The organism is Staphylococcus lugdunensis, assembly GCF_002901705.1.
Taxonomy (GTDB): Bacteria; Bacillota; Bacilli; order Staphylococcales; family Staphylococcaceae; genus Staphylococcus; species Staphylococcus lugdunensis.
The window spans coordinates 938,782-955,488 of the sequence record NZ_PPPV01000012.1; the positions used below are offsets into that span (position 1 = coordinate 938,782).

15 protein-coding genes are annotated in these 16,707 nt (G+C 30.2%); all 15 read right to left on the bottom strand.

Annotation, left to right across the window (positions count from 1 at the left end; all coding sequences use genetic code 11):
- The coding region (locus CD041_RS05160; RefSeq protein WP_103284511.1) for a DUF5079 family protein at positions 1-594 on the bottom strand (594 nt) is incomplete at its 3' end.
- An 83-nt stretch (positions 595-677) separates the two neighbouring features.
- Positions 678-1,142 (bottom strand): LptM family lipoprotein, encoded by a 465-nt coding sequence (locus tag CD041_RS05165; RefSeq protein WP_002478480.1) that lies wholly within the window; start codon positions 1,140-1,142, stop codon positions 678-680.
- 596 nt (positions 1,143-1,738) lie between these two features.
- The gene (locus CD041_RS05170; protein ID WP_002459600.1) at positions 1,739-1,945 is read right to left on the bottom strand and encodes a hypothetical protein; all 207 of its coding nucleotides are present in this window, start codon (positions 1,943-1,945) and stop codon (positions 1,739-1,741) included.
- A gap of 85 nt (positions 1,946-2,030) precedes the next feature.
- The gene (locus CD041_RS05175; protein ID WP_002459601.1) at positions 2,031-2,402 is read right to left on the bottom strand and encodes a cystatin-like fold lipoprotein; all 372 of its coding nucleotides are present in this window, start codon (positions 2,400-2,402) and stop codon (positions 2,031-2,033) included.
- A 221-nt stretch (positions 2,403-2,623) separates the two neighbouring features.
- Positions 2,624-3,835 carry a DUF5080 family protein gene (locus tag CD041_RS05180; RefSeq protein ID WP_070647904.1) on the bottom strand — a complete coding sequence of 404 codons (1,212 nt, stop codon included), beginning with the start codon at positions 3,833-3,835 and terminating at the stop codon, positions 2,624-2,626.
- Between the two features lie 54 nt (positions 3,836-3,889).
- Complete coding sequence (locus CD041_RS05185) at positions 3,890-4,906, bottom strand: TIGR01741 family protein (protein WP_080606617.1); 1,017 nt, start codon at positions 4,904-4,906, stop codon at positions 3,890-3,892.
- A 702-nt stretch (positions 4,907-5,608) separates the two neighbouring features.
- On the bottom strand, positions 5,609-6,103 hold the full coding sequence (locus CD041_RS05190) for a TIGR01741 family protein (RefSeq protein ID WP_070647903.1): 495 nt from the start codon (positions 6,101-6,103) through the stop codon (positions 5,609-5,611).
- A gap of 250 nt (positions 6,104-6,353) precedes the next feature.
- Positions 6,354-7,151: a DUF5084 family protein gene (locus tag CD041_RS05195; protein ID WP_070647902.1), complete on the bottom strand. Its 798-nt coding sequence runs from the start codon at positions 7,149-7,151 to the stop codon at positions 6,354-6,356.
- A gap of 11 nt (positions 7,152-7,162) precedes the next feature.
- Positions 7,163-7,546 carry a cystatin-like fold lipoprotein gene (locus CD041_RS05200; RefSeq protein ID WP_070647901.1) on the bottom strand — a complete coding sequence of 128 codons (384 nt, stop codon included), beginning with the start codon at positions 7,544-7,546 and terminating at the stop codon, positions 7,163-7,165.
- A gap of 292 nt (positions 7,547-7,838) precedes the next feature.
- Positions 7,839-8,252: a YwqH-like family protein gene (locus CD041_RS05205; RefSeq protein ID WP_070647900.1), complete on the bottom strand. Its 414-nt coding sequence runs from the start codon at positions 8,250-8,252 to the stop codon at positions 7,839-7,841.
- A 13-nt stretch (positions 8,253-8,265) separates the two neighbouring features.
- The gene (locus CD041_RS05210; protein WP_070647899.1) at positions 8,266-9,528 is read right to left on the bottom strand and encodes a T7SS effector LXG polymorphic toxin; all 1,263 of its coding nucleotides are present in this window, start codon (positions 9,526-9,528) and stop codon (positions 8,266-8,268) included.
- Between the two features lie 11 nt (positions 9,529-9,539).
- On the bottom strand, positions 9,540-9,830 hold the full coding sequence (locus CD041_RS05215) for a hypothetical protein (RefSeq protein WP_002459611.1): 291 nt from the start codon (positions 9,828-9,830) through the stop codon (positions 9,540-9,542).
- A gap of 3 nt (positions 9,831-9,833) precedes the next feature.
- Entirely contained in the window at positions 9,834-10,916 is a 1,083-nt protein-coding gene (locus CD041_RS05220) for a hypothetical protein (RefSeq protein WP_070647898.1), read from the bottom strand.
- Positions 10,917-10,928: 12 nt separating this feature from the next.
- Entirely contained in the window at positions 10,929-15,359 is a 4,431-nt protein-coding gene (gene essC, locus CD041_RS05225; RefSeq protein WP_176744555.1) for a type VII secretion protein EssC, read from the bottom strand.
- Between the two features lie 21 nt (positions 15,360-15,380).
- Complete coding sequence (gene essB, locus CD041_RS05230) at positions 15,381-16,694, bottom strand: type VII secretion protein EssB (protein WP_002493023.1); 1,314 nt, start codon at positions 16,692-16,694, stop codon at positions 15,381-15,383.
- Positions 16,695-16,707: the final 13 nt, after the last annotated feature.

A 16,707-nucleotide genomic window follows, 5' to 3' on the forward strand; every position in this document is an offset into this window, starting at 1 on the left:
ACCTATTAACAAGTCAACCATTAAAATTACCAAAATTGATATCCATATAAAGTTATTTTCTTCAGCTGTGTAAGGCACAATACGACTTAAATAAATCAAAATACCCATGCCACCTAAAGCTACAACAATGCCAATAATATTACCCGCAGAACCCGATAATGACTGAATTAAACCAAATTCACTTATTACAAAAATATTAAAGCCAATAAGTGAAATAACATTAGCTATAATAATCATCAGCCAATAGTCAAAAACATCATCTCCATTAACTGTTGCACCAAAAACATATACTGAAGCAATAGCTATTGATACACTATAACCACATAATGTACTGATAATAATATATCTTATTAATGTTCCCTTATCTGTTTTAACCTTTTTGGATTTTTCTTGCACATACGAAATGACATTAATAATCAACCAAAATAATAAGAATATATAAATATACTTAGGCAATTTGTATAATAAATGCTGAGGAAAAAACATAATTGAATATAGAACAAGTGCTAGTATATTCATTAATATTGCAACAGGGGTAATGTATGGATTTTTTATATTATGAGCAATTTCCTCTTTAGTTATTTCCTTTTCCACTATCCATCTCTCCTCTATAAATGAAGTCTTTTTAAGCTAGTTAGTTCTCAATTAAGCTCTAAAAATAAAAAATAGTAATGACATTATTCTTCTAGTTTAAAATCCGAGCCATGTTTAACTACTGTGTGGTCATGATTTTCTCCATGGACTTTATATCTATATCTTACACGCTGTACATTGTCGTCATTAGTGTAAAATATTGTTAGTGACCTACCAATTCGTTCTGGCTCAAATACATAATGAGGTTTATAAATAATATCCATAGATAATTGCTTTTTATCTTTATCATATTTGATTGAATCTTTTTTTATAATTATTTTGTTTTGTTCGTCTTTGATTTTAATATCTTTCTTCATATTCATTTCAGTACTTTTTGGTAAATCCTTGATATTTAAAGATTCAACATCATCTTGACTTTTAGTTTCATTTGTCTTTTTTTCTTTTTTAAACGTATCTGTATCATGATTACTATCTTTACTATCATTACCACAAGCAGTTAATGTAACTAATAGACTTAACATCAACACAGCTTTCATCATGTTTTTCATTTCTTTTCCTCTCAAATCAATTAAATGAATTTATGTAAACTTAATTATTTTAAACATTTCGATATTTTCATTTCTTGCTACAACTGTAGTTCATCTTCTTTGATTGAACTATTTAGCAATCCTAAATAGAAGAAAAATCGTGCAACTAAAATATGCACTGCTATCATAAATAATATCCCTACCCAAATTGTTCTATTTTCTTCAGAGTCAACGGGAATAATCAATGAAAAGTATATTAATCCAATAGTTGAAAGTATTATAGTGATAATTCCTAACCATTTGATTAACTAAAAGCAAAGGCGATTAAATATGAATTCTTTATGTTGTTCATACACATAACTTGCATTTCTTTAGGTTTCATGGGCTCTCTCCTTTTTCAAACATTGATATTGCTTTAAAACTGTCAACTAATCTTAGCTATAGTTATACCAATTAGTGCTTGACATTCATTAAATAAATACTAAATTTTTTGTATGTTTCCCATGCAATTAAACGTTATGCCATATATTGTATTTTTTAAAAATAGGGATTAAACAAGTGCTATTTGCCTAATCCCTTATAATTATTATTGAAATCGAACTAAAATGTATTGTTCATTAAACAAAGAATTTACAAATTGTCATAGTAGTTGTAACAACGGTTACAATAATTGCGGTTTGTAATAATTTGGCGCCTTTTTCTTCATTATATTGTTTATATTTATAGCTACAGATGATTGAACCGATACCAAATAGAAAAACTACTAGAGATAAGACCATAAATACCCATGTCCATATTTTTAATGCCTTCCCGGTTTCTTCCATATCAATACTCCTCTTTATAAATAAAACAATATAATGTTATATAATTATTTTATAATATTTTCGCACAAATAATACAAGTATGTCCCTATTTTTCTTTTACTTCTACATTTTCTTCTTCATAATCTGCTTTATGGCTTTTCTTGTATTTAAGTGGGTTTTCATCCATATCTAATTCTGGTTTGCCGTTTTTCATTTTATAAGTAAAGTAATTTAATTCTTCAACTTTTTTACTAAGTTGTACACCAATCACAAATACTTTTCCGTCTTTATAAACATATGTATTACTATCATTTCTATCTACTTTTTTATCTACTTTTAAGCCAAATGCTGGTAACATTTTATTTGTTTCTTCTTGCTTTTTATAAACCTTATCGATATCTTTGTCGTACTTATCTCCTTTACCACAACCCGCTAACACAATCGCAAACAGTAATAACACAGTAATAATTCTTTTCATTTGTTTACCCCTTAATCTTTTTTATTTAGATTGATATTATCTTTTTCTTTTAAAATAAACACCAAGCTAACACAATTAATAATACCATAAGAAATCGTGAATTAATCGAAATGAATATAATTTTTTTATTTTTAATCCAAAACAAAATATCTGTTACAACATACGCAATCAAAAAAGTATCATTATCTTTACTTCGAGCATTTCATATTAACGCTTGATAATTAAGGCAACCATATGAATAAAAGAATGTATAACCCAAAAACAAATAAAGGTTTTATAGTGATGAAGACAAATTGTTTTCTTTTCAGCCATGAAATAATGTCTATTACCAAAAATACCACAGTTATAAAAAATAATAGCATCATTAATGCTACAATATCTATGCCCGAGATATCTTTCATAGCCGGTGTGACTAGTATTTTAGTTGCAGTAAATAATATGATTAATGCTACCATAGCAATGTAAAATTTATATTTTGATAATCTCAAACTTGTCATACGCTTTTTAGTTTGATTATAAATTTTAGCTGATATCAACGTATTATTATATTTCATTAATATCTTTAATTGATGTCGTAGTGGTCTCTTCCATAATGCATTTATCACTACCAATCCATATATAAGAATGCCAAGTATGAGTATAAATAAACTATTGTTGATTAATTTCTGATTGTGCTGCATAAATAGAAATGGAATGACAAATAAAGTGCCACTTATACTATATAAAATTATCGGTAAAATAATAGAATGATTAAACCACATCTCTGCTGTACTACAAAGTACGTAATAAAAACCAAAAACAACAATGGCTAATAATACAATTATCCATACGTCTTTTACTAGCAACAACATGGAGATAACTGCCCATAATGCAACACCTAGTGGCACAATTATTCTAACTAAATTTGCGCCATATTTTTCCATACGATAGCACTCAATGAGGAACGTAAGAACTATAACTGCAAGCCCAATTATAATGAAACGGTATGCGTAACCAAACTCAAATAATAAAACATCTTGCTCTATTTCTGGTGTAAGTCTTAGTTTAGCAATAGCAATCAAGGCGATGGCAATAAGAAAATGATATACAGCTTGTCTGCGAGTAAAGCGAAAATCATAAGCTTTATCCTTTGCGATTTTGTCATTAAATTGATTTTTCTTAGCATAATTATATTTATGTTTATTTAATTTGATAAAGTAATTTTTCAGTGCCAAATAAATATATATCAATGAACTTATATGCAGAAACACCACATAAGCAATCAACCCACTATGATTTAAACCTCCACCAACAAAGTAAATTGTCATCAGCAGTGCTAAGATAACAATATCGACAAAATAACCGAAAATCGGGATTCTTTGAGCTTTTAACATACTTGTAAAAATCGCTAAAATAATAAGTAAAATAATTGAAATCAAACCTAAAATAACCAAAACATTTCTCCTGACTATATCAAATTGTTTATAACATGCTTTGCTGACTTTTATCTAAATTGATGTATCCTGCTGTTTTTGATATTCTTTCATATAACGTTCGAGTGCATACAGTTCTTTAAGCTCATAGTCTAATTTAGGTAATATACCAAATTTTTTATAACGATAATAATTAAAATAAGCACTTGATCCAAATTCTGTAGCATCCCAATCTATAAATTGATACAATACGTTTAATTTACCTTTAATCGTAAAATCAAATTCACATGTACTCCAGGCTTTGTGTTTATTTCTAATAAATTCATAACGTAATTCTTCAAACAAATCATATAATCCATCGGTTTGATGACTGAATTCATCATTTGACGTATGACAATTCTTAGGAATATCCATTGAATAAAACAGTTCATCACTATCAGGTATAGTATAATAAAAGTACACTGATCCTCCGCCATCAGTCATATATGCAACTGCATATACATTCTCCCACGATACTGGAATCATATTCATGATATGCTGTCCAATATATCGATATAAATAATTTATCTTTTCTTTAAATTCCATAGTTACAATTTCATTTTTATCGTCAATTGTTTTGGCATACCTATGAATGGCATACATTTGTTCAATGTCATATTTTTGTTTTGGTAAGTGACCAAAATTCTTATAAAAATAATAGTTTTTCATATGTTTAGATCTAAAATCTACCACATCCCAATCTGTATTTTCATATACAGCTTGCTTTTGTCCCTTATGATTAAACTCAATAACACATGTACCAAATGGCGGTCTGCCATTTACAACAAACAGATGCCGCAACTTCATTAATAATTCACATAACGTTTCAAACTGCTGATCAAATACTTCTTCTGATACATCAAAATTCCAGGTAATATCCATTGACAGTTGAGGATCATCTTCACCTGGGACCATATAATGGAAGTACACATACCTCTTATTGTCCCCAATAAACGCATTTAGACACACGTTTTCCCATCTTTCTGGAATCATGTCACTGATATGATTAGTAATTTCAATATATAATTCATCTAATTGCGCTTCAAAATTCATGATTAGTCACATCCTCCCATTCATTATGTAAATATTTTTGCGATAATTTTTAGTATTCAGATATCAAATGATTAAAGTAGTGTTCTGGATGATGTACCATATTTCATTTTATCTTAATCCGTCTTGCATGACTTCAATAATTTTCATATATTTCCAACCTGGTAATTTCAAATATACTTTTATTCTTTGAAACACCATCCTCTTTTATTTATAAATTGAAATAGCTATTTTACAGTCGGCGTTTGATTTTTGTAGTTCTTTATATTTATTAAATAAATCTCTAAACCATATTGACGTATATTTTCTTTTAAGCTTTAAATTGTAAAAACAGTTTAATTCTCATTTTAACTAATAGTTATGCTTTTGAAATGACTATATACAATATTGATTATATATTAATTTCTAAAATTGACATATACTATTTAGTAAAAAAAATATAATCATCGTTGATTTATTCTATCTATATTTATTATTTTACAGCGCCTCCGTCATTTAACTTTGATTTAAAACTCATTTATACCCACTGCTATTTATATTTAATACGTTTATTTTAGGTTTTTAAATTTAACTGGCATAGCAATATTAATAAAAATAACACTTATAATATCATCTAGATAACAATAATTAGAATTAAACTTAAAAAAAGAGATTAAACAAGGACTATCTGTCTAATCTTCTTTTTATAAATTCTTTTATCTAATTTTATTTTTCTTGACTTTCTTTTACATACTTTTCAACCGCATGAAGATCATCAATTTGATATTGAAATTTAGGTAATATACCAAATTTTTTATATCGATAATAATCAAATTTTTCACTTGGAGAAAAATTTGATGCTTTCCAATCTATGTACTCAAAAGAGACATTTAAGTTTCCTTCAATGGTAAAGTCAAGTTCACACGTGCCAAACTGTTCTTGACCATATTTAACAAAAATAGCGTTTAAATCATCAAACAAATCACATAATCGAAAAGCTCTGTTCACATATTCTTTCTTAGACACACCAAAATCTTTTGGTATATGTTGTGAATAATAAAGTTCATCTTTCTGTGGAACTGTAAAAAAGAAAAACACTTCACTAGCATATTCTTCCATATATGCAACTAAATATACTTTCTCCCATGGGCCAGGAATCATATCACTTACGTGGTTCGCTATTTTATTGTATTGTTTATTTAACTTTGTTTCAATACTCACTATCAATCACTCCTAATTGATCTGTAATACAATTATATTTTTCAGTGTTAGATTTTTCATGCTTGATTGTCATGTCAATATTAATATAAAACAGATTGTTATAGTATTCAATATAATTTAGATCTCAGTAAATATAATTAAGTTTTAAAAAAAAGAGATTAAACAAAATTGTCTAACCTCTCAAATTAGGCTTAATAGTCCTATTTAACATAAAACCAATATAACACATTTTAAAATTTTCTTTATTTCATTATTTACTATTTAATCGCTTTCGCTGAATTTGAAAAACATCATATGTACCAATCGCAAATAATATCAAACTACATATAATCATCGGCTTACTGATGACGTTAAATATATTACCGTATATTTTTGACCCTAAATCTAGCAAGTCATCATATAGAACAGCACCGTTTAATATATTAATTAAAACAAGTATTACAAAAATACCTATGATAGATGCGTATATCGTTGGTTTAGCCGTACTTTCGAAAGCTTGAGTATTATTCTTTGGCGTATACACAGTTAACCAAATAATATTCAAAACTAAAATGATTAGTGCACCGAATCCAATTAAAAAACCATGTACACTCAACAGGCCTAGAACACCAGCTATAGCTAAAATAATCCACCAGGCATTACCTATATTATTTTTCTCAATGACTATTCCTTTAAGTGCTTCTTTATTTTTTAACAACAATACGCCACAAAGTGTCCATGCAAAAATCGCAATCAAATTAAGGCTTACAAAACCACCAATAATATAAAGCACTGCACTCATTGTTGTCTTTTTTGTCATAATTTTTAAAGCTATAATGCCAATAATAAATGAAATGATACTTACAGTCATAAGTACACCCAAAATCCAATTATAGATTAATGATGACGTTTCAGCACTTTGCATTGTTGTTTCACCATTAACTGTAGTTTGAATCTCAGATTGAGACAAACCGGAAATTGACGTTGCGAAAAAAAGAGCGAACATTAACGATAGAAATCCTTCCAAAATAAGTCCGATAAGAGATGTTACTTTAATTGTTTTAATCATAGTATTCACCTTTATTGTTCATTTTTTATATCTTTAAAATCTGCTTCATGTTGGTTGACATATTCTTTCGCATTAAACCCTTGTTTATAGTAAATTTTGTCATTTTTAAACTCATAAGCAGCATAGAACAACTTTTTATTTTCTTTATACAACGGATAGCTAATAATAATCATTTTACCATTATTATAAACATAGCGATTTACTTCATCTTTATTAAATTTAGGATTTACTTTATCACTTTGTTTTGCCATATCTTGATGTGTCTTTTGTTGAATATTTAAAATTTGGTTTATTTTATTTTGATATTGGTTGTCATTATTGTTATCATCCTCTTTGCTACAACCGTTTATTATAGTCATCATTATAATCAGCACTCCTACAATTATTTTTTTCATAAATTTCTCCATTCTTTATCTTTTTTAGAAATTTAGCTATATTGACTATTTCTCAAACATACTAAAATAGCCAATATCGTTTTACCTATTATCAAAATAATTCATTCACTTTTACTAAAAATTTCAACAAAATATAACATAATGTTACATTTAATTTCAAAAAATTAATAATTATAATTTAATATAAAAGTGAAGATATAATTATCGCTTTATTATTTTTATAATAAACAATAAGTGTAAAACTGTAAAGTAAGTTTTAAAAATTTATTAGCTGCTTTTTATCTCCTATTAATCAATTAGCTATTTTTTCAATGGCTGCTATTAATGAATTTATTGCATTTTTTAACCAAGATAGAGTTCCTTCTAAATCGTTAACTTCATTTTCCATTTCAGTTATTTTATCAATTAATCTATCTATATTATCATCTATATTATTTATACAGTCCCTTAATGAACCATCTATTAAATCGGATTTACTTTTGTCAACCCACTTTGAGTTATTATCACCTTTCCAATAATTATATTCTTTAAGTATAAAAGATGCGCTATATTTATGTACTGTTACATCTTTTTTTAGATCTTCAAATTTACTTTTGATTCTTTTAGCTTTTTCAATTTTAGCATTTAAGTCAGCAATCTTTGCTTTTGTTGCAGCAGATTCTCTAGTTTTACTATTTTTTTCAGCAATTAATTGTGTTTTTGACATATCATACACCTGCCTACCAAGTTATTTTAATTTTAGCTCCGAATAAGAATTTAGCATCTACTTCAATTCCTCTTGCGCCTGCTTCAACCTTACCTCCAGCTTGTGCACCAACACTACCTCCAACATCAAAGTTAATTCCACCAATAGTAAATCCACCATCGACTTCTGCTTTTGCCCCAACAGCTTCAGCTTCAAGTCCAACTCCATCTATTCCAGCAGTCAATCCAGCACTAGCTGATGCTACTTCTACATTTGTTTTGCCATGGAAATTATAATCCTCTGTACCCAATCTCGTTTCAAGTCCAGCATCAAAAAGTTGTGCATTGGCATTTGCCTTAATGTGTTTACTATCAACATCAACACTTCCTTTAGCACTTATAACACTATATCCTGCTTGACTTTCTGAATACTTATCTTTTGTTTTTACGTTAGAATTAAGAACAGACATGTCTCCTTCTGCACCATACGAATCCTTTGTTACATGCGATTTACCATGTATACTCCCTGCTTCTGTAGTACCGACTGTTTTCCCATCTTTAGAATATAATTGCTCTCTATACTTAACTTTTTCTCCTTCAGCATATGCTACAGGACTTTCAGCTTTCATCTTTTTAAACTCACCAGAATTTACTTCGCTCTTATACCAAGGCTCTTTTGTAATTGAATTAATCTTCGAAGCAATAATTCCATTTTTATCATGGTATTCACTACTCAATTTATTAATTTGTGTAACTAATCCCTGTATTTCACTTGTAATTGAAGATAGAGAACTTTGACCTTCTTTATCCATGTTTTCAAGTTTGGTATTAGTATCATTTATATTTTTTTCACTGTCATCATAACCACTTTCAACTTTATCTTTACCTAAAGGAACTGTATCAATAAATTCTGATGCATCAGATAATAAACTTGAAGAATCACTAGTTATATCAATAAATTCTTTTTTCTTATCATCAACATCTTTTTTTGTATCATCTAAAGTATCTGAATCAATTTTAGCATTTGAATCACTATCACATTCATGTCCTAAATCTTTTAATTTTTGCACTGCTGTTTCAAAATTAGAGATTACGTTTATAGCTCTCGAAATTGTACCAATATGTGCTGAACTAACATATTTTTTAATACTATCCCCAGCATCTCCCTTAATGCTCCCTGTTTTAGATAAAGTATTACATTGAGTGTAATGATTATATAATGCTTCATTTAATTGACTTTTCATGTCACTTGTATTCTCTAAATAGTCTTCTAATTCCGAATTAATTAAACGTGTCATATTTTTTCACCTCAATGTTTATTCGATATTTTATCTGCATTTTCTTGGTCATTTTTTTGAATCGTTGCAGCTATCTTATCCATAGCATCTTTATCTGTACTTATCATTTGGGCGTATTTTTTCATGGCATTAGATAACTCATCAATTAAACCATCTAGTTTGTCTATGCTATCAAGTTTTGTTTCCTTTTTGGCATCCTTTATTTCTGAAATATTCACGCCACTAATTTCTTCTGAACCCTCACCAAAACTAGATAGTTGATCCTGAAATTCTATTGGATCTAAATAAATCTCTTTTCCCATTTATTACGCCTCCTTAAAGTTAATTTCAAATACATTCAGATGCATATTCTCAAAGAATTCTTTAAAATCATTGAGAGTGATATTTTTTAAGTAATCCAAAATTTTTGAAATACTCAAATTATCTCCAAATAATTTGGCTAAAATTGAATTAAATTCTTCACTACCACTGTGATACATGTTATTAATACTATTAATCAATATTTCTTTGTATTTGATAACTTTATCATCAGTAATATCTGATACTGATTTTTCATCATTTTGTCTAAGATCTGCTTGTCCTAATATACCTATTTCTTTTCTTGAAATTTGAACTTGAAAATTTGAATTAAATATATGATACCCCAAAATTAATACATTTGCGTAATTGTAATTGAAATCATTTTTAATGAGGTGATTGAAATGATATCCTATATAATTACTAACATGTCTTGCTTCTTCTTCAATCGTAACATCATTTTCATCATTTTCATTTACTAGATATGAAAATTTATGGTTTAGCTTACTAAAATTCAACAGTTTCTCTTTATTATCTATATCTTTATTAATGTTAATGATGCAGTTTTCGTAAAAGATCATTTCTTTTTTAAATGTTAGTAAATCTTTAATATCAAAGTTCCATATATCATTAATCAAACTTTTCAAATTGAAATTATAGTAATCACTAAACATTTCCATAAATTTCATTGTAGCTCTATACTCATTTATTTTGAAATTGGATTCCATATCTTTTTTTGCATTATCAATTGCTGCATCAAAACTATCATTATCTATATTAATATCTAATAATTTCTCGACTATTTCATTAAAAGTACTTATATAGCCTTCATTTGACCCGTTTTTTATATCATATTCGAAGGATAAAACTGTACTATTCATGTAATTATTAATGTCTATTTTTATATTTTTCTTTGCTAACACGTCTTTCATATATTGTGCGAATACGATTGTAGTTGCATTTGAAAAAAAGATTTCTCTTTCATCTTCAAATTTCACTATTGAATGCCCAACGCCAGTACCGATAATAAAGCTAGTCAAAATATTATCTTCATCAGCTATTCCATTTTTGCTATTCAAGTCAAATTTCATTATTTTGCCTCCCTATTCAAATAATTTAATTCTTTTATACTCGTAGTCACAAATATAATACATTTCATTACGCTTAAGAATTTTTTCGTTAGAGTTATAGCGTACTTTTATCAAATCTTGTTCGCTAATGCTCATACCGACAAATGCATTATTTACAATCTCTTTTAATAATCTAGCTTGTGAGCTTATACCCCCAATAGTTTCTTGATAAAGTCCAAAAACTATAGGATACACATTATTTTTTGGTCCATCTAAAAATATTGATTCTATTTCATTATTTGTAGGTGCTGCAACATTTATAAATTCTTTGAAGTTAGAAATGATTACAATCCATTTTTTTTGTGGTTCAATGTTCTTTATAAAGTTAACTAATTCATTTTTAAAAGCAATTATATCCTTTTTTTCTTGACAGTATAAATAATTTTCGTATTCAGAATTTTTCAATCTACCTGTTGTGTCTAATATAGCAATTTCATATTCCTTTGAAACAATTTTTAATTGCTTTTCTAATATATTAAAACCGTTATCAATATCAACTGGCTTAACCGAAGTAAATATATTAGATTTTTGGAGATTGAAACCGATTGGCTGTACTTCATCAAATTCTAATCCCATTGGTATTATCTTTTCTTCTAATATTATCTTATTAAAGTCAAATGTATTCAACTGTTTATCAAAATATACTTTTTCTGGCATCATTGGAATATGACTTGGATAATCGCCAACATAGTGTTCGTTCATTTGAGCGATCTCGTCTTTGATGCGGTTATTGTATGTCTCACCTTCTGCTAGTTTGAATGGCTGTGCAATTTGGAATTGGGTGAAGTTATCATCATTGATGGCTGCACGGCCTTTCATGTCTTTAACGCCTTTTTTGTATGAACCAATGATGTTGGTTAACTCATTGTTATCGAATAGATATAGAGCAACGCGTGTCTTAATGTTGGTGAAGATTGCGGATTTAATCGCACTTGAACGTGAACCTGTTAGGATAATGTATATGCCTAATGCTAAACCTTCACGTGTGACTTTCATCATCATATCTTCATAGGCTTCCATTAATGGTGATTCTTTAACGGCGTCGTAGTTATCAATCATGATAAAGACGTTTGGTACATTGTCTTGTGTTTCGCGTTTATATTGTTCGATATTAACGACGCGTTGTTGGCTTAATAAGCGTTTACGTTCTGATACGAGTTCGTTAATGCGTTTTAAAGCTTTTGTGATTTTATCTTCTTGGTCTATCGTGAATAAGTCCGCCACATGTGGGATATCGGATACTGGCATTAAGCCGTTTGTACCGAAATCGAATAAATACATATGGGCTTGATCTGGTCTAAAATGACGTGCAATATCGAAAATAATGTTGTGTAAGAATGTCGTGCGGCCGTATCCTGGACTTCCGATTAAGGCAATATGTCCTGACGCTTTTAATTTTAGGGTTAACGGCCCTTGGAATTGTTCTTCTGGCACGTCTTTTAAACCAAGTGTTAATTCAACGTCGCCTGGTTGATCACTCCATAGTGCTTTAAAGTCTGTCGTCATTAACTCATCTTGATATACATTTTCTGGTAAAGGTGGTAACCATGGACGTTTCACTTCTGTAATGTTTAAACGTTCTGTAATTTCTTCAATATGGGCAATGACCGCTTCCAGTTCGGTTTGTGTTGGTTGCGCTTCAGCATCGGTTAAACCACTTAAGTCTTTATTGATGGCTTGGAGCTGACCATATTCATTGATAGCATAAATCGTTTTATCTTCTGTCTCGATAACATTTTCTTCAGTGTCATACACTGCACCGCTCCATGCGGATTGGAATAGTTCATAAATTTCGTTATTCCCTACTTGTAAGTATGCACGACCTGGTAACGTAATATCTGCAGCGTCTGGTGTTTTTAATATTTCGTTACTATCTTGACGGTCTTGTACTTTTAAGGCTAATTTGAATTTAGAGTTCGACCATATTTGATCGTCAACCACACCGGATGGCTTTTGTGTAGCCAAGATTAAGTGTATCCCTAATGACCGTCCAATACGTGCAGTTGATACTAATTCTTTCATGAAATCTGGTTGTTCTGATTTTAATTCCGCAAATTCATCGGAAATCAGGAATAAATGCGGCATCGGTTCTGTCGCAACGCCTTCTTTAAATAACTTGTGATATTGGTTAATGTGGTTAACATCAAACTCCCCAAATAAACGTTGACGTTTGCGCAATTCGGCTTTGATGGACTCTAGTGCACGCATGGCTTCGTCTCCATCTAAGTTGGTAATCGTTCCCACAAGATGTTTTAAGTTTTTAAAGAGGTTCGCCATTCCCCCACCTTTGTAGTCAATTAATAAGAATGCCACTTCATGTGGGTGGAAGTTCACTGCGAGTGACAGAATGTAAGATTGGATGATTTCTGACTTACCTGACCCTGTTGTACCTGCAATTAAACCATGTGGCCCGTGTGCTTTTTCATGTAGGTTCAGCTCTAGAATGTCATCTTGCCCACGCACACCTAGGGGCACTGCCATCGTCTTAAATGTTTCATTTTGTTGCCAACGCTGTACAATATTGAGTTGATCCACATCCTTGACTTGATACATTTGTAGAAATGTAATACTGTCAGGAATGGCATTTTTCATATGCTCAACATGATTTAAGTTGGCAATGCGGCGTGCGATATATTCTTTATCAATACCTTCCATACTTTCAGGTACAAATGGCGTTTTCACTAATTCTTTTTCTTTCATGATGAGTTCGCCTTCTGTGTGAGATTTGATATCGATAATCGTTTCTACATGTTCTGGTAAACTTTCAATCACGTCTTCAACAAAGATAAGTGAAATACCATAATCTGATAAATCTTGGTTGACGTATTCAAGAATAACGTGATCAATAATTAATGACATATCCGTAATAATAAATACTAAATTCGGTTTGAAAATAATTTGTTCATTGCTTCTACTACGTTCTCTGACGGTTTGAATGCGCTCTTTAATCATGCTGTAAATGGATGTCAATATTTGGTCGCGTGTACGTTGATTATAGACGAAACCTCTAATGTTCAGCGCTTTTAATGTTGTATGTGGTAACCAACGTGACCAATTCAACTTCTTATATTCATCTTCACGCGTCACTAATAAGAATTCTAGATCATGATAGCTATGGAATGTCGCGAGTTGCAGCATCATTTTTTCGAGTTCTTCTAAGATTAGACGGCGTGTCCCAATGTAGGCAATAGGCCCATGGGTTAAATCGTTGGTTAATGGTGCTTGTTCGACATTTTCATAGAATTCATACAGGCGTTTCGCATCGTCAAACAGTTCGTCACGGCGCTGATTAAATTCTTCCTCCGAGTAATCCACTTTGAACGACTTTTGAATATCTGCAATCCCTAATTTATAGTAAAGATAATCGTGATGTTGTGGTGATTTTTCATAAATTCTTGGTGCTTTGCTGTCAACAATCTCTTTAATTTCTGCCAACGTTGGATAGTGAAAGTTCAAGCTAAAGCGTTGATTTTTAATGGCATGGTTAATCGCTGTTGATTTTTCATCCAAATAGGCTTTATAATCTTTCTCCCGCTTTTTAACTTCTTCCTTATACTTTTTCTTTTCTGAAAAGTATGTCGTAATACCGAAGATGATGGTTACTGTACTCATACCAATCATCATTAAAATATAGACACCTAAAGGTCGTACTAAAAAGATCACAACCGTCAAGGCAATCATCACTAATGGCGGAATGATGGAGCGCCAAATCATAGAGTTATTCTTCTGAATTGGTTGAGGTGGGCGCTCTATCTTAATGGTATCTGTCGGTTCACGATGAATAATTCTCGGTGAACGATGGTAATCATTTGATTCTATCGTATAATTTTCAAACTTATCGCTATTTCTGCGAATAAGTTCCGTCTCAATATCATCATGTGACAAGATGTTGATACCATCTTCTCTAATTTCAATCCACATGTCGTCAATAAACAAGTGATCGCCGACATAAGCTCTATCCACTTTATTATGTTGTTTATCGTAATTGATAAAGACTTCAGCTGCGTTATCATGAATGATTTTAATATAGTGTTGTTCTTTAATGCGATGAATATCCTTTAAAATAATGACATTGGTCGCGCCACTTATCTTTAAGTCATCGTATGCATGGTTACCTATCGTCATCACTTCTTTAAGTGATGGATACATGAATGAATGTAAATGTTCTTGACCATAAAGTTTTAATGTCACTTCTCCATCTGCAACTTTACGCACCAATGTTTTAAACAAGGTCGTATGATTGGCTTGCCAAGCGCCAAATTCATTTTGTTCAATATGAATGGCCTCTGGCAAATGCTTTAGCGTGATATCTGCTTTGTCATCCGAACTGATAGTATAAGTTTTATCATCTTGGAGATTTAGCATTTTTAATTGGTCATTATATTGTATTATCAATTTATGCATCATTCTGCCCTCAATCCTATACTATTTTTTCCGTTCTGCTTCTTGACGTTTTTGTTTATCTTTTTGCGCTTGTTCTTTTTGTTTCTTCTCATTTTCTTCTTGTTGTTTTATTTTTTCATCTTTTTTCTTAGCTGCTTCTTCTTTTTCTTTGGAAGATTCTTCTTTAGCTTGTTTTTCTTTTTCTAAAATATCTTGTAATTTATCGTTATATTTTTTCGTTTCTTCTGAACGTTTATCGTTTGATAAGTTAGCATTATTTTTGATTGAATTTAATTTATTGATTAAAGCTAATTTAGTAATATCGTTATCATCTAAATATGTGGCAATATTAAGTGCTTCGTCATAGTCACCTTGACCTAATTCCATCCAATAAAGTAAATAATCTTTATTCGAATTTGGTGTAATATTGTTTAATAAGTTCTCTTTTTTATCTTTTTCCAAGCCTTGTTTATTTGTTTCAACATAGCTTTTTGCATAGATGTATAACGCTTCTTTATCTAAATTTTTACCATTTAAATCATCGTAATCATTGAGCACTTGTGTGTAATTCGATTTCACATATGATTTATAACCTTTTTCAATCTGAGCATTATTTTTCATTACTGAAAAGTACAGATAAGCAAGTATTGCTAGTAAAATAACACCAATTACGCTCATTGTAATGGCAATAGCTTTGAAAATCGTAAAGTTTCTTCTCTTCACATATGAGAAGTTACGACGATAATCTGATTGTTGTTTATCAAATTGTTCAACTAAAAAGGCTTTTAATTCATCTAACGTCGCAATATCAATGATTTTCTTTTCAAACGGTGTGCCTTTATGTAATTCAAGGTTACCTTCTACTAAAGAATCGAATGTGACTTTGTCATTAAATGCCGTGATAATCAGTGCTTTGTAACGCGCAAGAAACTCTTCATCCGATAAGGCAAGGGGTTCGACAATATTTTTCAAACCACGTGTCTTTAATAACGGTAATCCATCTTTCGTAAAGAATAATTCTTGTGGCGATAAGATGAAGGTGTAACGTGTTTTCAGCACATCTTCGAGCTTGGCAATGTTTAACAAATAACGCATTTTTTCATTTTTAGGGAAGGTCTTTATTTCTGAAAATGGCGTGTGATGTTGTGACAAATCATAATGAATTTGATAACTATCTCTTAATTCAGTCAGCCTCGCATTTAAAAATGCATTGTCTTGCTGTTCTAATAAATACATCAAATGATAATGTTCATCTTTAATCGAGGATTTAGGAATCTCTCGCATATCTTCGCGTTCATGCTTTGTTTCTTTAATTACGTCTTGCTCATTTCGTTCTTCAGCTTTGTTTTTTGCCATCTTTTGATTCTCC